We start from the raw sequence: 20738 nt of genomic DNA, 5'->3' as shown, positions 1-20738 counted from the left end.
CTTTGCAACCGTTTGCAACCTCCGTGCAACTATAATATGTCGCTTTGCTCTGTAATGCAACCGAAAGCTACCGAATGCAACTCAGATGCGTGCTTCTCTTGGCAGAGTTGGCCTCTGCCAAGGCACGACAGATATGAATACAAAACTCTTCGAGTTTGGTATCATATCCGTGCCAAAGGGGTGATCCCCTTTGAAACCCCAGCGCCTCCGGCGCAGGGAGCGCCCAGGGGCGCGGGCATTAACGCGACGCGTTGTACTGTTCCAGGGGGAAGCATGGCAAGACCAACTAAAAACAAAGACGCTCTCACCGAGCCTTACTCATTTCGCTTGAGTAAGGCTGAGTCTGCTGTTCTTGCTGATAAGATCAGCCGGTCAAATATGAAGGCTTCCGATTTTCTTCGTGACTGTGTACTAACAAACAAGACGGTAGTGGTTGCAAAACAGAGTGCCAGCCTTGAGAAGAAACGCATGCAGTTCCTTTTCAATAAGACCAGCAATAATATGAACCAGATTGCCCATGTGCTTAACGGTGCGAACGCGGCAGGGAAACTATCCGCCCCGCTCTGCCGGAACGCCATAGCCGATCTGGAAGCCATCGCCAAATATTTAAGATCGGCTCTCCATCATGTTGATTAGAATTAGCGGCGGAAAAGAAGGCATCAAGGAATACTTGGAGAACGGTCACAAGCAAGGCCGTGAGTTCTCCCGTGATGAATTGGACGAACGCGTAATACTGGCTGGCGACTTAGATTTCACAGATCACATCATCAATGACCTCGAAACGGATGGAGAGCGTTACTTGCATATCACGCTCTCGTTCAAGGAGGATGTCGTGTCACGTGCGGATATGGAAAACATTGTTCGTGATTTTGAGAAATTCGCATTTGCAGCTTTTGACCGCGATGAGTATAGCTTTTACGCTGAAGCGCACATTCCAAAAATTAAGAGCTATGTAAGTCAGAAAACTGGGGAAACCGTAGAGCGCAAGCCGCATATCCATTTTGTCATTCCCAAGACAAATATGTTGAGCGGTGGCGCTTTGAATCCTTTCGGGTTGGTTGAGTACAACGAGCGTTTTATCGATGCTTTTCAAGAACACGTAAACAACAAGTATGGCTTAGCCAGCCCTAAAGATAACCGTCGCATTGAATTCACCGATGCTTCCGACATGATTAATCGTTATAAAGACGATGAGTTTTTAGGGAATAACCGGGACTTGAAGAAGGAAATATTAGACCGTGTGATTGATCGAAACATCACCAGTTACGAAGGCTTCAAAGCCTTGCTTAGAGATTTTGGTGATACAAGGACGCGCAATGGCGGTAAGGACAGCGAGTATCAGAACGTCAAACCATCCGACAATGCGAAAGGCGTCAATCTCAAGGAGTACGTGTTTTCCCGCGAATTTATAGAATTGAGCAGGGATGATAAGCGTGCCAGTCTCTCCGCCGAAGTAACACGCAAGTATGAGGTTTCGGGCATCGAAAGAATGGACAGTTCCATCATTCGGGATGGCTTGGAAGAATGGTTCTCGCGCCGCTCTTTAGAGGTTAAATATCTCAATAGCGGAAATTCAAAGCTTTATCAGCAATACAAGGAATCTGATGCTGAAGGCAAGCATCAAATCTTATCCGATCAGGCAAACAAGTTTTATGCCAAATATAAGGAGCCTCACCATGAGTCAGAAGGATTCAGAAGAAACCCATTCGACCAAACCTACGGATTCAAGCAATCCGAACTGGGACGAGACGGACGGGATCACGGACCCGGCTCACCCGGAGCCGTCGAACGCGGCCCAGGGCGAGAACCCGCCATCGATGGAAGACCTGATGTCCCAGTTCGAGGAATTGCCGTACGGGGAACCGGCACCCCAGCCCACGGCCACGAAACCGCCGAAGTCGGGCGGGGCGAAGGCCAAGAGCAAGGCCAAGCCCAAGGAACAAGCGCAGAACGAGAATTCATTCGACTCCAACTCGCGTTTGCCGCAGGTAGGCACCATGACCCTTTCTCGCATCCCCGAGTCGCGTCGGCCCGATCCATCGACGGTTTGCGAACATTGTCCGGCGTCGATGTGGTTGGCTTCCCCCGAGGAAGTCAAATGCTACTGCCGGATCATGCACCTAGTCAGTTGGTCGACCACGGCACCGGTCCCATTGACGGACTGCGACGGCATCGCGATAGCGAGCGCGGCGGCGGAGTCGTAAGGCCGACCGGGCGTCTGACCGATTCCCGGATCAGTCAGCACGGCCGCGATCTGCGCGAACGCGATCAGATCGAGGTCAGTAACGAAATCGAAGAGTTCCGGCAAATAAGGCTTTACCTCGATGCTCACCGATTGCTGGCGGACCTGTCCCAGTCGCACGGTCTAATTCTGGACAAATACGAGGTCATCAAAGCGCCCGATGGGAGCGCTCGTATCATTTGCGGCAACCGCAAGTTGAATGTGTCGGACTTCCTGACGCGGGAAATGCGCCTGTCGTGGACCGACGCGGCTGCGACCCTTCGCGACTCCTACGGACGGCAGGAGGGAATGGAGCCAGTGCGGGGGCCACGGTTGGCGCCATCGTCGGCGCTTTGGCGGCAGTTCCAGAACGAGCGCAAGCGGCTCGGCGGCCAGCGCGCATTGTGGACAAAACAGTTCGCCAGCGAGAAATCGCGCCGGGACGCACTCAAGCACGAACGTGCCCACAATAAGCGCGCCAGCGGCCTTGTAACGCCGATGCAGCGCAAAGCGCAGGACTCTGTAGCCAAGATGGCTTACGTGGCCGCTGAGCGCGATCTGGACGCCTCTATTCGCATCGAGCGCAAGCACCTCAGCAAGCCTGTCACGGAGCAGTACAGGGAATTTTTGCGTGATCTGGCCGGAACCGGGCACGGACCGGCGCTGGCCGAGCTGCGGCGCATGGCGAAGCACCAGCCAGCCCAGGAGCCGCTAGCTGGCGGCTCCATATCTGCGGCCGAAGGCCACCGCGAGGAAAACGGCATCTTCTACAAGGGCCGGGATGTGAAATACCGCGTCCACATCAACGGCGATGTGGTGTATTCGTTGGGCGGCCGCGCCATCATCGAGGATCGGGGTTCCAAGCTGATGATGTTGCAGACAGACCGATTTGCGGTTGAAGCTGGTTTAAGGCTGGCGGAAGCCAAGTTCGGCAGCATCATGATCGTGTCCGGTCCGAAGGAATTCAGAGAGCGCGCCGCTATGGTGGCCGCCGAAGCCGGGCTGAAAGTCACGTTCCAAGACAAGGGGCTGGAGAAGATCAGGGAGCAGCGAGCAGCCGTTATCGCTTCCGAACGCGCCGACAAAGCCTACCACCGCAAGCTGGGACAAGATTACAAACCGCAAGCGCCGTTGCCGACAAGCGCTAGTACGGTCAAATCCCCAGTTGCGCCCTCGCCCGACCGGGGACCGGTACGGGACGATCCGAGCAAGAAGCAAGAGCGGGAGAGGTGATTTGGGTACACCTGGCAGCTCCTGCAGGAGCTGGCCAGTCACCAAACGCCTAAGCCGTGATGACACGATCCGCCGATCGATGCGCGTCGGCTGTCACCAAGTTTCGCGTCCGCGAAAACGCCGACTTACGGACAATAAAAAACCCTGCGTGAGCAGGGCTGATGTGGTGACAGATCCTGTGACCAGGTGCGCGTATTCTGTCACCATCATTGTGACTGTATGTTCCTCCAATGGGTTCAGTTAATAAATTCGTTTGTGTCGCCATCGTCGTTCGGCCGCGTCTGGTCCTCGAATCCCAAGAGGATGTCGCCGTCATCGTCGGACTTGACCTCGACCGCGCCGGTGTCTTCGTTGAACGAAACCACCCTGCCCGCAATTTCAGTAAAGCGGTCTATTAAAAAGTAAATCCTGTCCCCTTCTTTCATACGAACACCTTTCCGATGATTTGGTGACACGATCGCGGCGCCGGCGCGCCAATCGTGTCACCAATGGTTTGCTACTGGGGCGCGTTAGCGAGCATGCTTTCGAGCCGGGTAATTTCAGCGCGCAAGGCGATGGCGGGCGCACGCTTAGCGTCGAAGTCTGCTTTCTCGGCTTGGCAATGCCCTGCTTCGACCGCACCTTGTTGCGCGATGCAACTTTCCAACACTTGACGAGCCGCCACGCTTTGCTGAGTTTGCGTGTTGTAGACCGGCGTCAGTGATTCAAGCGCCGCTTGAATTTGCTCCTTTGGCGGCAAAGCGGACTGCGCGCCCTGCTGGGTATCCTCGCTATCCTCGCCCGCCTGTTGTTGTGCGGCCTCGTTGCGCTCGCTCTCAGTTAGCGATTGTTCGGCTTTACTCTGCGCATCGCCCTCTTGAACGTCAGGACAAAGTTTGAGGAAATTTTTGCGCGCCTGTAGGGTTTTCCAAGGTTTTGTGAACACGATGCTGAAATATTTTTTGAGTGACGGCGTGCATTCATGCGGCGGTTGGCCGGTCGATAAACACAAGGTTGCCTCGCAAGCAAGCGAAGCCATAGCGCTTAAGTTCTGCGCATGGGCTGACTGCAAGCCCAAGGAGAATGTGACGACAGCCAGAGTGGCGGCCATACGTTTCAATTTCATGGTTAATCTTTCATAAAGGTTGTGCGTAGTGGATGTTGGTGACGCCGGCAGCGCCAGGTGCGCGCCATCGTGTCACCAAGATTTTCGCGGCCGCGAAATTATCGGCTGCGAACCTGCTCTTGTTTTACGCCCCGATCACGCGTTTGTTCTGGCACTGGCTTCTCAACTGATCGAACCGACACCTTGGGGGCAGGCACCTGCGCAAGATTTACAGTGCCGTTATTGATGCCTTCGGTCAGGCTTGAAATGATCTTCTGGCGTTCACTTTCCGGGTACTTGGCAATTTGCTTGCTTAGCACCTTGGCAATACCGTCCACCTTCAGTTTCTCGTCGCTCGTCATCGACCGTTCCACCTTGAGTTCAACCGGCTTGACTTCCCACTTGTTACGGAAGGCGTCGATGGATTCCTTGCCCACGATCCGGCCGTTATCATCGAGCTTGTTCCGGTCAACAACCACATCCTCGCTGCCTTTGCGCGTCAAGGTAACGGAGTCGCCCTTCTTGACGGCTGCGTCACTGATGGCCCGTTCCAAGTCCTTGCCCCAAATGACCTTTTCGCCGCTCGCGGTTTCGAGCTTGACGAAGTAATTGTCGTTTTCCTTGGGGTTGAAGTTGAACTTGGCCGGGCCGTGATCCAGCAGCTTGCCGGTTTGGCGGTCGTCGCGCGCGACATCGTGCGCCGGATCGGTCGCTGTGACGGACGGCGTCCCCGGCTTCTCAGTTTTGGGCGCTGGCTTTGCTGGCGCTTCCGTCGCGACTTCCGGCGTGGCTCGCTCGCGGCCAACAACAACCTCGACGCTGTTGCCGGTCTTTTCGGGCGCGCCAGCGATGGCTGGCTTGTCGCTGGTCATGCCGCGTTCGCGTTTCAGTTGTTCGAGCTGCTCCAGGTCGCGCTCGTTCGGTTTGTAGTTCTTCGTCTCCATGCCACGCGCCGAGGCTTCCAGCCAAGCGATCTGCTTGAAATTGTCGGTGCCCTTCAACTCCAGCGTGCCCCAGTTCTTGGCGGCCGCCACGGCGATCATGTCGGCAATCACAGCCCTGTCTTCAACCGGTGTAGATAGCTTTTTGCCGTGATCTTCAAACCGCAGCGCATCCGTGGATTTATCCATGAATTTGCCGTCCTTGACCTTGTAGCTGCCGATCACCGTTTCAGGTAACGCGTAATCAGTCTTGCTGAGGATGATCTTGCGACCCTTTTCATCCACAACCGCTGCCGCGTCCGTGCCCGGTTCCTGTTTGTCGGACGCCGATTGCGGTTTTGGGGCGTCTAGAGTCGCCGTAGCCCCTTTTTTTTCTGATGAGACGGGGGTTGTGGCCTCCGCTTCCTTCGAAGCGCTGGGGGGCTGTTTTGAAGGCTCTTGCTGGTCCTTCATCTTGGACGATTGGCGCGCTTCATATGCCTTGCTATCGATAGGCAGCTTGTCATAGAAGCTCGGTAGCACGTTCTCGCCCAGGCTCTTTACAAAGGTGCCATCCGGGGCGGTGGCGGGCTGGATCACGCGGCCGATATCGACGTTTTTGTCGATGTTGGATTTGGCGTGGACCACATGGGGATTCGCCTTTTCGTTGACCAGTATGTCGGAGCCGTTCGCTTGAAGCTTGTTGGCTTCCTTCATGATCTTCTGGAAGTCGGCACCCTCGTAGCTCAGCGTGTACGCCTTCTCGTCCGATGCCTTGGTAGACAATTGCATCACCGTCTGCGGTTTGGTGTTCTCAACCTCTTTGGCAATTGGTGTTACCTCAATGCTGTTCATAGTGACTCCTTGGATTAAGCGGCTTGCGCCATAGTGTTTTCTTCGTCATGCGCTGCTTTTGCTTCAAATGCCGCAAAGTCGAAACCGATGGCAGCGCCGATAGCGTCAAGAATTTCTTGGCTATTCACGATGTCGTCAGCTTCGGTCGTTGCAAGTTCATCGAGCGTCAAAGCCCGATCACGGTGGACGGTCTTCACGATGCGCAGGACCGGCACTTTCGGCGTCGGCAAATTCATGCGATCTGCAAAGACCGGATCGTTGTAGTAGATGACCTTGTCGGCCAAAATTGGCTTGGTATTTTTCTTGAGGACGATGACTTTGCCGAAGCCCAGCTCGCGCAGTTCCTGCGGCAGCATCAACGCCCGTTTCTGATCGGACTCGTTGGTGCCCTGCCCTGCTTTGCCGGGCTGACGCGAACGGCTCTTGTTCTTGAGCGTGTAGTAGCCCAGCAGTTCCGAGTACTCCTTCGCGTCTTTCAAGTCGTCGGGCTGGTACAGCAGCTTGGTAGTGCAGTTGCTCAGCAGCGTGTCGGCCCCTTCCTTGCCGTAGCCGTCCTCATCCCCTGCGATCTGCGAATTGTTCTGATACACCAGCGCGAGACGCATATTGAAGGCCGCCATGATGGCTATGGACTTGCGGATGATGGTGATCCGCCCCAGCGCCGTAAACTCATCCATCAACATCAGGCATTGGTATTTGAGTGACGGATCGTCTTCAGGCAGGGTTTTGGTGTTGAGATTAATCGCCAGCGAGAAGAAGATATTCATCAGTACCGAATAGCGCACCAAGTCTTCGGCGGTCATGCCGATGTAGATAGACATTTTTTTACGGCGTACCTCGCGTAAGTCGAAGTCGTTGCCGCTGGTGGCTGCGGACAGAACAGGATCGCGGAAGATTTTTAACGGCTCCAAGAACGTACCCAGGATGTCGCCTTGCGCCTTCTCCGAGAGGGTCGAGTACCCACGCAGGGCATCGACGCATTCAACCGACAGGCGAGGGTGCGGACTGTCGCTGGCCTCACGTGCGCGAATGGTCGATTCGATCCACTTGCTCAATCCTTCACCGCTGGCCGGAGTCGCCAGCCGCAACAGGTTTGGCATGGTGAAATCTTCATCCGGCGTTTCCATCATGTACAAGCACAAACCCAAGAACAGAGTTTGGGCGTTACCCGTGAAGAATCGATCCTTTTCGCTCTTGATCGGGAACCACATCACCGCTTGATTTTGCAGGTCGCTGATGCGATGCTCGTATTCGTCGCGTACGTAGAACAAGGGATTGAAGCGGTGCGACTCAAAGTTTTGTTGCCCTGGAGCGAACAGATAGCAAGCCTGTCCCCACAAAGCGCGGAAACCGGCAGTGATGCGCCAGTTCTCCAGCTTCAGATCGAGGTTGATAATCGAGTGGGCATAAAAAAGGAGATTGGGGATCACGAACCCGACCCCCTTGCCGCCTTGGGTCGCGGAGGCGAGGCTCAAAAATTCCTTACCGTAGTACAGCAGGAACTTGCCACCCTTCTTAGCCAATACGAGAGCGGGCCACGGACTATTAGGCTTGCCGGTAAGTCCCGAACGGCGAATTTCCCCCCAGTTCGCCCAACGCTGATTACCGTGAAGCGCGACGGCCGGGCCGCTGAACATGATGAACATGAACAGCCCGAGCGGCAGCACCGGCACCGCGACGGCTGCGCCGATGCCGCCCATTAGCGCCCGCTTAACTTTAGGGATATGGTGGTACGCATCCCAGTAATCGCGCAACGACATCAATGTCATCGTGTCTGCCGGGATTTTCTGGAAATGCGCAAACAATCGGCCGCCGACATACAAGCCGGTCACGCTCAGGCCCACGAGGAACACCAAGCCAATCACCGCCAAAATCAGATACTTGCCGGTTTTAGACATCTTTATCTCCCCTCATCATTTTTGCTTTGCGAACAGGGTCGAAATAGAGCTGCGTCATCTTGGTGTGCTCGAACTGGGCGACTACATCGAGCGAGCAAGTCACATCGCGCACAATGTGGTCCCAGTCGAGCCTTAGCCCCACTTCCGATTGCTTAATTAGCGTTGCGATCCGCTGGAATGTCCCAAGGGGATCATTGGCGTGCGCAGTCGTCAGCGAGCCGGGATGACCAGTGTTCAGCGCGGCGATGTAATCGAAAGCCTCGTCGCCTCGCAACTCAGTCAGAAAAATGCGGTCAGGCTTCATGCGCATGCAGTTTTTTAACTGCTGCTTGGGCGTGACGAAATCGCCGTAGAACAGATGCACTTTGTTCCAGTGAAGCGGCAAATCCAATTCGTGCGTGTCCTCGATGGTGATGATGCACGTATTGGCCGGCACCAAGTCCGCGAGCGCCTTCATGAACGTGGTTTTGCCGCTTCCGGTGCCGCCGGAAAGACAAATGTTCAGCTTGTACTTGATGCACAGATGGAAAAAGAGCTTCATGTCGCGGGCATGCTTGGCCGCTAGTAGCTCAAGCTCGAATTTCTGCAAGTGAACGTCGCTGGGCACTTGCCTGAACGTGGACACGTCCTGGAAGTTGTTGAGTCGGCCGGTTTTAACATAGTCATCGATGGTGAAACGCTCGCTGTTGGCGATACGGAAAACCATTGCCACAGTGTCGCGCTCGCAAGCAGGGTGGATGACGATCTGGCCGCGCTGACCGTCTGGCAAGCGCACATTCTTGATGGGCGATTGCGCATCGAGCGCAGTCCCGCCGTTGAAGATCGAAGCGGCGTTAGCCAACTCGCGAAGAATTTGCAGATTGCATTCGGGCACCGGATAGGCTTTCCAGCCCTCGGACGATTCCGTGATGACGGTCCCCGGCTGGTTGACCCGCACATCGGTGACGCCTGGTATCTCAAAGAAGCGTTGCAAACCTGACTGTTTGAGCTTTTCCCTGACGGTCACGCTGCGGTCATACCCACCCTTCGATTCAAGGGCACGTTCTGAAGGTGTTACCGGAGGCTTCGGTTTCGACAGGGTAGCGGTTTTCGCGTCCGCGAAAATATGTGTTCGGGCGGATGCCAGCTCAACGGGGGCGCGCTGCTGTGAGCCCTCCCCGCGTCCTTGCGTGTACCCTTCGGCCAATTGAGCATTGCCGTTGAGATTATTTACGGGCGAGTTCATATACCCCCCTGAAATCTATATCGCGCAACACTAGGATGTCGTTGACGATACCTTGATTGACGTATCCGGTTGGCGGGATGTTGATGGTATTTTCAAGCGTTTTCGAGGCCAGATCCTGACCGGCCGTGGACGTGGTGCTGAACTGGATTGTCCCGCCACCGTCCTTGGCACGGTTAGACAACGCTTGCCCTGCGTCACCTATCAGGCTGAGCAACACAGCGCCACCGAAACGCTGACTCAAATGATTGTCTACATCCGCAGGAATCCCAGCGCGACCAAGCGGATCGGTTGCCATGGAATTGACATCGGCGAACACGCCGTACGGCGTGTCGATCCTAGACCAGACAACGCCCATGCGCGCTTGCCCCTGCACCATCGCTTCCCGGCGCTCGCCAAAAGCTACGCTACCGCGCTCGATCAGGACGACCTTGCCGTCCGACGACCAGACGTCATTTGATATAACGCACTTCACCGCGCCAGCATGTTCGCTGGTCATAGCGGTGATAGTTCCGCAGGGGATCGACGTTTCGCGGTGAAGTAACATCGTCAGATCGGGCCGCTGACCAGCCTTACCAGCCAATAACGCAGATGGCTTTACTTTGTCGTCCAAGCCGTTGCGTGCAGCGTCGGCAGGAGCCGCAGCGACCGAGCGCACCGCGCCGGACACGCTTGAGGAAGTAGCACGACGGCTGCCATCGTCGCCCAACACGTTGGCGCCGCCGCTAGCGCCTGTCACCAGCACCTCGCCATCCAACTGCCGCTGTTCCCGCGTCATGACCGGCGCTGCCTTTGCTCCACCACCGGCAGAGCTTCCGCCTCCGCGAGCCGCGTTAGCCCCGGCCGCTCCCTGCCCCGCCCCAGCTGAAGCCCTGGCCCCGGTTGGCTCGACGGCGATGGCGTCTGCTGGCGTCACCAGATGGCCTGTAGCGGCGTTTGCTGTCGGAGTCACCGCCGCCTGTGCTGACGTGGCTGCTTCAACCTCTTCCTGCTTCTCTATGCGCGCCTTGGCGGCGCGTATGTCGGCTGGGGCAGCAGAAGACAGCGCGGCGGCTTTCGGGCGCGCCTTGGCCTTCTCAGCGACCGCTTCACGTTTGTTATTTTCGAGCTGCTTCATGAACATCGAAAGCCCTACCACGGCGATAATGATCGCCAGCAGCAGCACTCCGGCCGTGATTAGGCGCGTCACGTTATTTTTCTTTTTCCCGACCGTCAGATCGGGAATGTCGCGGTCGATTGGTTCTTCAGGCGCGGCGGTTGTCATCGAATTCATAGCGGGTCCTTTAACATGCGGACGGCATTAGGTACGCTAGTACCCAGCACGTTGTTTTTTCCATCGGGGTTGAAACTGTCATTGCGGATCGCCATGACAGCCGCGCCGTAGCGCAGAACGAAATTAGCCGCTACATCGTGGACGATCACGGTTGCGGTCTGCGGGTCCATGTGGAAGTTCGTCATGGACTCTTCGCCATCGGGCAGCAACTTGAACACGACGGGAAGCGGACGCGCAGAATCGAAGCGCATGTAGGTAAAGCGGCCGTCGTCCTCAACGGAGCTTGGCGCAAGTGATTCGTCGCCCTGCTTCATGTAGTTGCGATTGCGCGCTTGCGGGGGACCGGCCGCGATCACAGCCGCTTCGATCTTTTGCAGCCGTTCGTTGACCATCTTTGCCCGTTGTGCCGCTTCTTGGGCCGCCTTCAGCTCAGTATCGGGATACTTGAAGCGCAGGATGTTTGTCACCGCCGCGCCCGACTTGGCGGGAACCGAGATAATCTCGAAGGCGTAGGTACGCTTGGTCGTCACCACCAACAGCTTAGTGTCAGGCTTGACGCTTTTAGGCTTGAGCATGATATTTCGGCCCTTTGGCCCTACCGACCACGCCTTGCCGTCGCCCATACCCATCAATCCCTCGTCTGTGTCAACGATGCGTTCGTCTTCCTCGAACTGGATCAACGTTGGTTCGCCCACACTGGTATAGATCGGCACAACGCGGTGGAAGTCATAAGCCTCCACGCGTATGCGTGGATCGCCCTGGGGGGCGGCCAGCGATTGACCAGCGGCCAGCGCTATCGCTAGCGCGGAAATGATGCGTCGGTTCATTGCGTCACCTCCGCAGCAGCAGCGTCATTGTTCACCGCCGAGTTTTTGGTTACGTCACGTTCGGGGGTGAAGCTGGTCACCTTGAACCCTGGCACGTTAATGCCACGGTCCTTGTCATCCTTTGGCGCATCCAGGTATTCACGAGCGATGGTGGCTTGGAAATATTCGGTATGGGGCTTTTCCTGACCGTTCAGCGGAATAAACCGCTTCTCATAGGAGACGAGCGCTACATTGCCAACCCATGAAATCGTGCCCGCTTTCGCAATGATCCTCATATTGTTTTTGTATTTATTCACCGGCGATTTGACGTTCGCGGTGCCGGGGTCCATATACTCCTTGTAGCGCTTGCCCTCTTCCGCCGACGATAACTCCAGGGTAGCGTCGTAGAAGTCTTGGATAGTCTCCCAGTCGTAGGACTCCCGGTAGTGGATGTACTGCTTCAAGTAGTACAAGTCTGTGGCCTTGGGCAGCGCGATTTTGCCGTTGCTCAGCGCCCGGAGTTGCACAATCTCGCCAACGTTTTCCTTCAACATCCACACCACCGGAGGATTTGGCTTGTGCGTGAACATATTGATACCCGCCGCAGCAATGGCGACACCGGCCAGCACCATTGCGCCAGTCGCCACGCGCCATGCGATCTTTTTCGAATCACGCTCGGCAACGCGCTTGGATTTCTCGAAGTCCAGCGCCTGCTCCAGATACCATTCGCTCAACTGATCCATCGTCATCGTGCCCTTCACTTCGCGAGCCGACGCGTCCTTACCCGTCTTGCGGGCACCAAAGTTTTTTAAGATTGCTAGCATGGTTATTGCCCCTTTTGCGTCGATGGTTGATTAACTGGCGTCCAGTCGCCCGTTGGCTGGGGCGGCTTGGGAGGCGTGCTGCTGCAGCCGGTAGCAAGGACTACACAGGCGATGATTGCGATAATTTTTTGCATGGTGTACTCACTTTTTTTCAGGGGACATGGAGCCGCCTTGCGGCGAATTTTTTGGGGACATGCTGCCGCCCGTTGCCGGGGTCTTTCCCTTGAAACTGGGCATCTTCGGCATGCCGGGAATCTTGCGTACCATCGTGGAGATACCGATCCCGCCCGCAAGTGCTGCGGCGATAGCAGGGAAATTGAGCGACACGAATATCATCACGAACGACAGCAGCGAAATATTGAACACGGACGAAATGGTCAGCCCGGTCGGTATCTGCGTGGTCATCAACGCAATCTCGATCTGCGCGCCAAACGAAAACAGCATGGTTAAGAAGGCGTAGTTCAATACCTGCGCAGTCCAGTTCTTAAACAGGTCACGCGTGGCGGGGAAAAGGGCGGCGGCGATAAACAGGGGGCCGACCGCCACCAGCACTCCCAGGGCGACCTTGGCAAGAATGATGTAGGCGATCGCTATCGCCATGAATACGCCGCCGAACACGGCGACGCTGACAATCGCCATCAGGGCGAAGAGACTCTGCTTGATGCCATCGGCAGCCGTATACATCAAAATGAAGGCATCTATGAAGGCGTTCGCCATCGTATCGAGCGCCGCTGGGGCGTTGTATCCGGGCGGGCCAGCGACTGACGCCAGATCATCACCAAGGCCGATGACGAAGGGAGCTACGTATAGTTGGTAGGTGCTGATGTTTAAGCCGTAAGTGATGATCGCAGCCCATCCGATCATCCGGTAAAACCAGTCCTGCATATCATCGAGGATGTCGGCGTTGCCGCGCATGTACGAATACACGATCAACAGCACGTACAGACCGAAGGCCGTGGAAACAATCGGCGAAATGAGCGCAATCATTTTCGCCGTTCCGTTGACCAAGACAGCGGTCACGGCTGTATCGAAATAGTTGTAGACGTAGGTAAAAGGTGTAATGGTGGCCATGATATTGGGACTGGCGTCCCACTCCGATCTTCATGTTGAAGTTGTGGGCGGGCCGGACAAGACAGCCCGCCCGGTCCTGCTTTATTGAGCGAACGCAGTATCAAATTCCCGCGCCCGTTGTTGATCGGCAAGCTGCTTTTCGGCCGCTTGCAATTGCACGAGCAGGTTCAGGCGGACCTGCTCGTTCTGGATCATCGCTTGCTCTGCCGCCATGCGGTTAGCCAGATCGGCGGCACCTTTGGCGTCCTGCTGCGCGTTGGCTTCGACCATCAAAGCGTTGATGTTGGCGAGCCGTGCTTCGGTCGCCTTGTACGCTTCCATCGTCATCGCCTTGTTGGCAACCATTACGTCTTGCTGACGCTTGCGGCCGCCAATCGCGGTACTGTCGAAACCCTCGTTTGAATAAATGGTGCTCGCCCGGCCGGTGATGCTGGGATAGGAGCCGGTCTGCAATTGGTTGTAAATACCGGCCCATTCCTCGGGCAAGTAACTACGCAAAGCCGGGTTGTTCATGATTTGCCCGAGATTGCGCAAACCGGTCATGGCCTTGTACTGATTTTGTAGCCCTTGAATCTGAGACACCATTTGCTGGTATTGCTTGGTCCACTGCGCAATCGTCTGGACTTGATTGACAATGGCGGGCACATCGACCAGCACAGAAACGGGAATCCCTGCGAAGGACGGGGTGGAAGCTGCGAACAACATCACCGCCGCCACCCTCGCCTGTTTGAAAATTTTCATGTGAAACTCCTTTTGTTTTTCGCGTCCGCGAAAATATGATTGGCGGCGGGGACAAGGGATTTTTCGCGGACGCGAAAATATTGGTTCCGCCGCCTGTTGCGTCTACGCGAGGGCGTGGGCTTGTTTTTTGCCTTTGCGCTGCATCTGGAACTCAGGCATCCAGACATCCGGGTCGGTGCCAACCCGTGACACGATTTCATTGAAAATGGCGATGTTTTCCGTATTGCTGGACAAGACAGAAATCTGGTCGTCCATCCCATACAGGTCGAGCTTGGCAAAACAGCTTTGATTACCCTGCTTGATGAGGAACGTGCGCGAATCGACATCGAGCGCCTTGAGCTTGTCGAATTCCTTGCGCGTCAGTCCCACACGCTGATAGCTGTCGAACTCGGCAGATGGGTTTGGCAGGAGCAACTTGGTAGGCGTCTGGTCGCGGATCGCCGCGAAGATAGGCGAGTTGATCGCGTCTTCGGGCGACTGCGACGCCATAACCATGAATTCATCGCGCTTCCGGCCAGTCTTTAGCACGTCAAACATCATTTTTTGCGTGCTAGGGTAGGACGCCGGGACATAGAATTCTTCGATAACCGTAGCAAGCAAACCGCCCTTCTTCTGCATCATGTTCTTGAGGTGGAAGAGATATGCCAGCACCGGTTCGGTAGGCTTGTAATTCTCGCGTAAGAAGTCGGAGACATCGAAACCCACCATACGTTCGTTGATGAGGCCCATGTTGTCCGCGACGTTATCCAGCGCCCAGGCGAATTCGCCATCGGCCGCTTCGCACCATTTGGCAAGGCGCTGCGGCAGTGAGTTGCCCCCACCGGTCGGGATGTTCTCCAGCAAACGGCTGAATCGGCGGTGCTGGATATCAAGACTCATGACGGCATCGACTGCCACCTTGATCTGATTGCCCTCTTCGTCCGTGACCTTGCCGTCATGGTCTTCGGCGCATGTGCGAACCAAGCCGTACAGGAACTGGCGGTTCCCCGGCGTATCCGGCAGTTGGAAAGGGGCCAAGCCGGTACGCTCACCGGCTTTGAGAGAGAAATAGATGCCGCCGAGAGCGGCGATAAATATTTTCAGACCTTCGTCTTTATCCAGCGCGAAAATCTTGGTGTCGAAGCGCTCCATAAAGCCGATCAGGGTCGTTTCGACCGTTGTCTTACCGGCGCCGGTAGCACCCAAAATCAGCGTGTGCCCGGCGATCTTCTCACCGACATTGTTCTCGCCTTCTTTTGTGTGATGGAAATTGAAGCTGTATAGCGACGACGATATTGATTGCAATGGAATGACGGCCGATCCATCGCCCAGGGGGTTGCCCTCCGATTTGCCAGTCGAGTAGTTGTGCATGCCGAAACCCGCAGCTAGGTTGCGGGTGGACTTCAGCATTGGCCGTGGCTTGTTTTTCGCGCCCGGCACATGGGTAAAATATGTATAGGGGGCCGAGAGTGCGGCCTTCAAGAATTTCGCGCCGCACTCGCCTAGCAGTGTGGACGTCACCATCGTGCCGTTGTCCACCGCCTTTTTTTTGGTCTGGCCGAACACTGTCAGAACGCAATGGTATTCACCAAAAGCAAGTTCGCCGGAACTCAAATAGCCAAGCGCAGATTGCAGTTCCTCAAGCTGATGCGTGGCCTTGTCTTTGACCGACTGGAGCTTGTTGATCTGCGCGCTGATGGCTTTCTGTGCCTGTAACAGCCCCATGCACTGAAACGACTGTGTAAGGGTGAATTCAGCGGGCAGCGACAGTACTTTGTCGAACATGCCCCACTTGGTCTCATCGGGAAAACCCTTCATATCGTAATTCGTGGCGTACCGGGTTTCATTTGGCCCGCGAATCTCGTGAAGGTCGAAGCCCCAGTGGTGCCACGAACTGGGGATCATCTCGCTTGCTGGGTCAGAAAACACCGGTTGCTGTTCCTTGAAGCCGTTTATGAGCGAACCGAGGAATTCGAAGTTGTGCGAGAACAGCACGTTGTTTGACACATACGTGGTCAGATATTCAGGATCGTAGGCACTCAGGCCCTTAATAACCTGTTCGCCCAACTCCTCCAGTTCTAACGCGCCCTCTTCAATATCGTCGTGCTTCAATAGCAGGGATATATAGAAATTGTTTTCGTAATAGCTACCGCGATCAAAGCGTTGCAGGTACAGTTTGGCGAACTCGCGCATGAAAGCGGATTTGAACTGAAACTTGCTCTCGAAGGAGACTTCTTCGCGCTTCAACGTAGTCCAAATGGCGAGCCGGTTCCCCTTCTCCTTCCCCATCGAGGCAAGAATGCGGTTGCGGCTGTCAAAGCGGTTGACGATCACGTCGTCAGCCAGCGACTCGAAAGGCATGCCGGTCAGCTTGATGACCAAAAGCGCCTTGTCGTCGGTATAGCTGACGACATGGCGCTTCACATGCCGGTCGATTTTCGGCAAACGGTCTTCGACAGACGGCTGGTTATTTAGGATGGCGCTTGTAGACATTTTTTCTCCGTCCGAATCGGATAGGTGAGAGGGTGAAGGTGTTGCCAAAAAGCTTGGCGTTTCTTCGCGACAAGCGGCACCGGAATTCGAGAACGGCAATCCGCAACGCTTGGTCGTCGTTCGTGCTGATCTGTTTGATGAACAAAAGAACAGGCACGCCGACGACCGCGAAGAAAATGCCCCCTACCCCGATGATTGCAGCGGCGATGACGGCTAAAACTATGCTCACCAACGACACCATAATCAGAGCCACAAGCGGAATGCCCCATACCATCGCCACGCGTGAAAGCGCATTGAACGAGGGGTACACCGCTTGCTGTTCAGGAGGCTTTTCCATGCTTATGCCCAGATGGCGTAGGCCCAGCCGGCCAGCGTGACACCAGCGCCGCACACAGCGGTTTTCATGACGGCTTGGCCGAAGTCGCCCCACTGGATTTTGTCGGTGGCGAGCTGCGCGCCCTTCGCGCCCAGGTACACGGCCGCCAAAATTCCGAGAACGACGAAGAACCAGATTTTGAAGTCGTCAATGGCTGTATCACCGGCAGACAAACCAGCGGCGCTGGCGTAGGTCGAAACGGTGATGGCGGCCAGAGCGATTGCGAATTTAAGCTTTTTCATGGGAATACCTTTAAGTAGAATGGTTGGTTTTTAAAACTCTTGGAACACATCCCAGGTCGCGGGTCGCGGCCCTTCGTTTGCTACGGGATTCGATACTTCATCAGACTGTTTTGCGACTGGATCTCCTTGCGGTGGCGCTTTCCGCGCAGTCTTCGCGGCTACGGGAACCGGCTGAACTACAGCCTTGAATCCGTCCGGTTCGAGGTGTGCAAAGACCTTTTCAACGTAACTAGGTTTGTTTCCCTCCCTTTTTTGGCCGGTACTGAAATTGCCGCTGTAGTAGCAGGACAGCGCGGCCTTGGTTGCTAAAATGCCTTCACCCAGCTTGGCGACGGCCCGGTTGTTGCACTCGTCAAAAATCGATGACCCTACGAGTGCGTTCTTCTTCGGGTCAAAAACGGTTTCATGTGTCAGACCGTACTTGGCGAGGTTGGCCTGATTGACTTGGCGGCAACCCATGCTGTAGTTGTAGCCAAGCGCTTTGAGGTTCAGCGCGGTCGCCACGGCCTCACTTTTATTGCGGGGTTGGCGTACAAGTCGGCCGCCAACGACGCCTATGGCGTATGGGTTGAAGGACGACTCGACAGCCACCTGCGCGCGCTCAAGGGGTGCAGCGGCGTAGCGCATACAGTCGTTCGGCGGCATGAAGTCAGCCATTACACCCCCTCACCAGCTCTGCGACCGGCACCCGGCAAAGCCGCCAACCGCCTACTTCGATGTACACGTCACTCGCTGCCGCGCAGTTGTCTTGCACGAAAGTGATCGCCCCTATCAGGTTCCGCCATACCTTCAACTCGCCGCGTGATGTAGCGATCTGCTGAGAATCCTGCCCTTCGAACTTCACCGCCACAGCCCACACGCCCGCTCCCGCTTCATGCACCGTCACGACATAACCGCCAGTCATGGCGGTAGCTAGGACGGCAAGGTATTGCTTGGTCAACCGTGTCATCCGGCATTGCTGCTTCGGCAGATCGTTCATATTCTTAGCAATTCGTGAATTTGATTTAGTTTATACGAAAAAACAGACAAAACGCGAATTTGTTTGAAAAAAGTAGGTTTTGTATTTTTTCCGCTCGTTTCGTGCTAGTGCCGTATTGTTGATTGCCACCTATGCAATCCCAAATGGGGCAAAATATTAGGTGGATCGGCTGAGGTCGATGTACCATGGAAGGTTTTTTTAATTGCAACAATGGGAAAAGTGCCACCATGCAAGAGTTGATGATGAGAAAGGCTTACGATCTGGTGATCGACGCCCGGTCGGAGCGCGAATTCGCGGAAGACCACATTCCCGGCGCTGTGAATCTGCCAGTCGTGAATAACGAGGAATATGCGGAGGTCGGAACGTTGCACCGCACGGATAAGATGGGCGCGTACCGGATCGGCGTGAAATACTCGCTCGTCAACATCGCCCGACACGTCCAGCAAGTGATATCCGGCTACCCGGACGATGCGCGAATTCTGGTGTACTGCTTCCGGGGCGGGAAACGCAGCAAGCTATGGGCCGACGCACTCGACACCATTGGCTACAAGGTCGAAAAGCTTAAAGGCGGGTGGAAGGGTTATCGCCGCTGGGTAAACGAGCAGCTTACCGAGGTGCCATTGCACTTTCAGTACAACGTGCTGAGCGGCCCGACAGGCGGAGGGAAAACGAGGCTTCTGCATGCCCTTGAGGAAATAGGCGCGCAGGTTCTTGACCTTGAAGCTATTGCCCGGCACAGAGGGTCGGTGCTAGGTGCGCTCCCTGACGGTACGCCGCAGCCCACGCAAAAATATTTCGACAGTTTGCTGCTTGAAAAGTTGTCGTCATTCGACCCCGAACGCACGATATGGCTCGAAGCGGAAAGCAAAAAGATCGGCAATGTTCAACTGCCCGATGCATTGCTGGAGGCAATGCGCAAGGGACGAACGTATCAGGTTGTGGCCGATATGCCCCAACGCGTCAAACTCTGGCGTGAGGACTACCGGCATTTCGAGGAAGACCCAATGTTCATGCTTGAGCGACTGCTGTACTTGCGGCCGCTAATTGGCGGGGAAGAATTCGCGGCTTGGGAGAACATGGCGAAAGAAAGGAAAATGCCTGAGCTATTCGAGCGTTTGATGGTCAAACATTACGATCCGGCTTACCGGCGCTCGGTGCTACGCAACTATCCAGATATCGATAAATCGCCAATTGTCGAGATACATGATGTTTCGCCGGAAGCGCTGCGGAAGGTAGCGAAGACGTTATTGTTGCCTTGACGATTTTCGCGGACGCGAAAAAAATCGCCCTCGTAGGTTGGTGACAAAATCGCGGCGCCGGCGGCGGGCATCTGTCACCATTTGACTTTGGTGACAGCGAACGCGAACCAGGTCCTTGTATTTGTCGCCAAACAATATGCTCTGGCGTCGTGGGTGTTGGTGACTGGCCATCGGCTCCAGGAATGCACTGGCGTCACCAATCGGCCGGCGATTAGGCGGCGAGCAAATGCGTGTAGTACGGACGTTCCTTATCTTCGAGCATTGCATCGTAGACATCGGCTGCGTCGGCCGGGGCTGACAACCAGCCTTCAAAGTTCCCAGCTTTGAGCGGGACCGGGCATCGATCATGGCCCGCGTCGGACACCTCTAGCGGCGGCTCATCAGTGATGAGAGCAAATGACAACAGATCGGGCTCACCTTTGCCGGTCCAATGCGACCAAAGGCTCGCCAAAGCCATTGGCTCGCCGCCCTCGGGAACAAACTTGAGGATAACGTTCTGTTCGGCCTCGCCCTCTGCCAGCTCGCGCCGCTCCAACCTGTGCAGCTTCACGTTCTCGTAAAAGGCTCCCGCCATCACCACCGCATGCGTATGACCAAACAAACCCTTCCAGAAGCCTTTCAGGCTGTCTCGACGGGCATTGTAGGTGCCGGGGTACTTGGTGTCATAGAATGCTGGTTTGCCCGCTGGGCGGCATTGGAACCGCATAGGGCGCACCAGCAGCTTGCCGTCAGCGTCCATCGTTAGCACCGGGCAATAGTAACCGGCGAAAATACGCTCGTCGCGATCCTTCGGTTCCGTACGTTCAAGGTCGTCAAGCTTTCGCACGAAGTCGGCTATCTTCTTCGTTGCAATACGCTGGTCCTCGCTAGCTTTTTTTGTCGTCTTGCTGGTCAAGCTGCGCTCAGCATCAGCCAACCTGCGGCGCTGGGCGAATAATTGCTCTTGCAACAGCGGTATTTGCTGGGTGTCGTATGCGCGAACCAGCTCCTGACACTTTGCTTCGTCCTCGCACTCGGGGGCCGCAAGCTTGAAGGCATCTGTCATCCCCTTCGGGACTGAGATTTTCTCGCCGTTTTGCCGACGAATAAATAATTGCAAAAAAGCCTTGAAATCGACTTGCGCGCCGTAGGCTCGCTGATAGCTGCGGTAACTGGACCAAACCTGAGCTGAATAACACATCGCGCCTCCCGGTTGCTGCGCTGTAAATCACGCGCTCTCAGAAGTATAAGCCGGGTCGTGCCCAATCGTCGCCTTGGTGACA

The 20738-nt window shown here is 55.6% G+C and carries 19 protein-coding genes; 3 read left to right on the top strand and 16 right to left on the bottom strand.

The features are described from left to right. Positions 1 to 273: 273 nt before the first annotated feature. A complete protein-coding gene (locus tag AC0IYS_RS00235; protein WP_471703312.1) occupies positions 274 to 636 on the top strand; it encodes a plasmid mobilization protein in 363 nt (120 codons plus the stop codon). Then, a complete protein-coding gene (locus AC0IYS_RS00230; RefSeq protein WP_471703311.1) occupies positions 626 to 3454 on the top strand; it encodes an LPD7 domain-containing protein in 2829 nt (942 codons plus the stop codon). The genes AC0IYS_RS00235 and AC0IYS_RS00230 overlap by 11 nt, the downstream gene beginning before the upstream one ends. A 236-nt stretch (positions 3455 to 3690) precedes the next feature. Here the strand turns inward: AC0IYS_RS00230 and AC0IYS_RS00225 are convergent, their stop codons facing one another. The 15 genes from AC0IYS_RS00225 to AC0IYS_RS00155 all read right to left on the bottom strand — a co-directional run bounded on the left by AC0IYS_RS00225 (position 3691) and on the right by AC0IYS_RS00155 (position 18217). Next, on the bottom strand, positions 3691 to 3879 hold the full coding sequence (locus AC0IYS_RS00225; protein ID WP_471703310.1) for a hypothetical protein: 189 nt from the start codon (positions 3877 to 3879) through the stop codon (positions 3691 to 3693). Positions 3880 to 3950: 71 nt separating this feature from the next. Further along, positions 3951 to 4559, bottom strand: coding sequence for a TrbM/KikA/MpfK family conjugal transfer protein (locus tag AC0IYS_RS00220; RefSeq protein WP_471703309.1), 609 nt, complete (start codon positions 4557 to 4559; stop codon positions 3951 to 3953). A 98-nt stretch (positions 4560 to 4657) separates the two neighbouring features. Further along, positions 4658 to 6313, bottom strand: coding sequence for an LPD7 domain-containing protein (locus AC0IYS_RS00215; RefSeq protein WP_471703308.1), 1656 nt, complete (start codon positions 6311 to 6313; stop codon positions 4658 to 4660). A 14-nt stretch (positions 6314 to 6327) separates the two neighbouring features. Further along, positions 6328 to 8211, bottom strand: coding sequence for a type IV secretory system conjugative DNA transfer family protein (locus AC0IYS_RS00210; RefSeq protein WP_471703307.1), 1884 nt, complete (start codon positions 8209 to 8211; stop codon positions 6328 to 6330). Next, positions 8204 to 9436 carry a P-type DNA transfer ATPase VirB11 gene (gene virB11 / locus AC0IYS_RS00205; RefSeq protein WP_471703306.1) on the bottom strand — a complete coding sequence of 411 codons (1233 nt, stop codon included), beginning with the start codon at positions 9434 to 9436 and terminating at the stop codon, positions 8204 to 8206. The genes AC0IYS_RS00210 and virB11 overlap by 8 nt, the downstream gene beginning before the upstream one ends. Next, positions 9417 to 10706: a TrbI/VirB10 family protein gene (locus AC0IYS_RS00200; protein ID WP_471703305.1), complete on the bottom strand. Its 1290-nt coding sequence runs from the start codon at positions 10704 to 10706 to the stop codon at positions 9417 to 9419. The genes virB11 and AC0IYS_RS00200 overlap by 20 nt, the downstream gene beginning before the upstream one ends. Beyond that, positions 10703 to 11533, bottom strand: coding sequence for a TrbG/VirB9 family P-type conjugative transfer protein (locus AC0IYS_RS00195; RefSeq protein ID WP_471703304.1), 831 nt, complete (start codon positions 11531 to 11533; stop codon positions 10703 to 10705). Before AC0IYS_RS00195 ends, AC0IYS_RS00200 begins: the two co-directional genes overlap by 4 nt. Beyond that, positions 11530 to 12336: a VirB8/TrbF family protein gene (locus AC0IYS_RS00190; protein WP_471703303.1), complete on the bottom strand. Its 807-nt coding sequence runs from the start codon at positions 12334 to 12336 to the stop codon at positions 11530 to 11532. The genes AC0IYS_RS00195 and AC0IYS_RS00190 overlap by 4 nt, the downstream gene beginning before the upstream one ends. A gap of 141 nt (positions 12337 to 12477) precedes the next feature. Beyond that, positions 12478 to 13407, bottom strand: a complete 930-nt coding sequence (locus AC0IYS_RS00185) for a TrbL/VirB6 family protein (RefSeq protein ID WP_471703302.1) — start codon at positions 13405 to 13407, stop codon at positions 12478 to 12480. An 81-nt stretch (positions 13408 to 13488) separates the two neighbouring features. After that, complete coding sequence (gene virB5, locus AC0IYS_RS00180) at positions 13489 to 14148, bottom strand: P-type DNA transfer protein VirB5 (RefSeq protein WP_471703301.1); 660 nt, start codon at positions 14146 to 14148, stop codon at positions 13489 to 13491. A gap of 102 nt (positions 14149 to 14250) precedes the next feature. Continuing rightward, entirely contained in the window at positions 14251 to 16620 is a 2370-nt protein-coding gene (locus AC0IYS_RS00175; protein ID WP_471703300.1) for a VirB4 family type IV secretion/conjugal transfer ATPase, read from the bottom strand. Further along, positions 16595 to 16957 (bottom strand): VirB3 family type IV secretion system protein, encoded by a 363-nt coding sequence (locus tag AC0IYS_RS00170; RefSeq protein WP_471703299.1) that lies wholly within the window; start codon positions 16955 to 16957, stop codon positions 16595 to 16597. The genes AC0IYS_RS00175 and AC0IYS_RS00170 overlap by 26 nt, the downstream gene beginning before the upstream one ends. A 2-nt stretch (positions 16958 to 16959) precedes the next feature. After that, positions 16960 to 17238 carry a hypothetical protein gene (locus tag AC0IYS_RS00165; protein WP_471703298.1) on the bottom strand — a complete coding sequence of 93 codons (279 nt, stop codon included), beginning with the start codon at positions 17236 to 17238 and terminating at the stop codon, positions 16960 to 16962. A 30-nt stretch (positions 17239 to 17268) separates the two neighbouring features. Then, on the bottom strand, positions 17269 to 17895 hold the full coding sequence (locus tag AC0IYS_RS00160; RefSeq protein WP_471703297.1) for a lytic transglycosylase domain-containing protein: 627 nt from the start codon (positions 17893 to 17895) through the stop codon (positions 17269 to 17271). Next, the gene (locus tag AC0IYS_RS00155) at positions 17888 to 18217 is read right to left on the bottom strand and encodes a hypothetical protein (RefSeq protein WP_471703296.1); all 330 of its coding nucleotides are present in this window, start codon (positions 18215 to 18217) and stop codon (positions 17888 to 17890) included. The genes AC0IYS_RS00160 and AC0IYS_RS00155 overlap by 8 nt, the downstream gene beginning before the upstream one ends. A 185-nt stretch (positions 18218 to 18402) precedes the next feature. Between AC0IYS_RS00155 and mnmH the strand changes: the two genes are divergently transcribed. Beyond that, complete coding sequence (gene mnmH, locus AC0IYS_RS00150; RefSeq protein WP_471703295.1) at positions 18403 to 19476, top strand: tRNA 2-selenouridine(34) synthase MnmH; 1074 nt, start codon at positions 18403 to 18405, stop codon at positions 19474 to 19476. A gap of 211 nt (positions 19477 to 19687) precedes the next feature. On the opposite strand, the gene AC0IYS_RS00145 is transcribed toward mnmH, so the two are convergent. After that, on the bottom strand, positions 19688 to 20656 hold the full coding sequence (locus AC0IYS_RS00145) for an SOS response-associated peptidase family protein (RefSeq protein WP_471703294.1): 969 nt from the start codon (positions 20654 to 20656) through the stop codon (positions 19688 to 19690). Positions 20657 to 20738 lie beyond the last annotated feature (82 nt).

Source organism: Duganella sp. AC237 (genome assembly GCF_979254035.1).
Note: the sequence above shows the minus strand (reverse complement) of the source record. Positions and strands in the feature narration are given on the sequence as shown.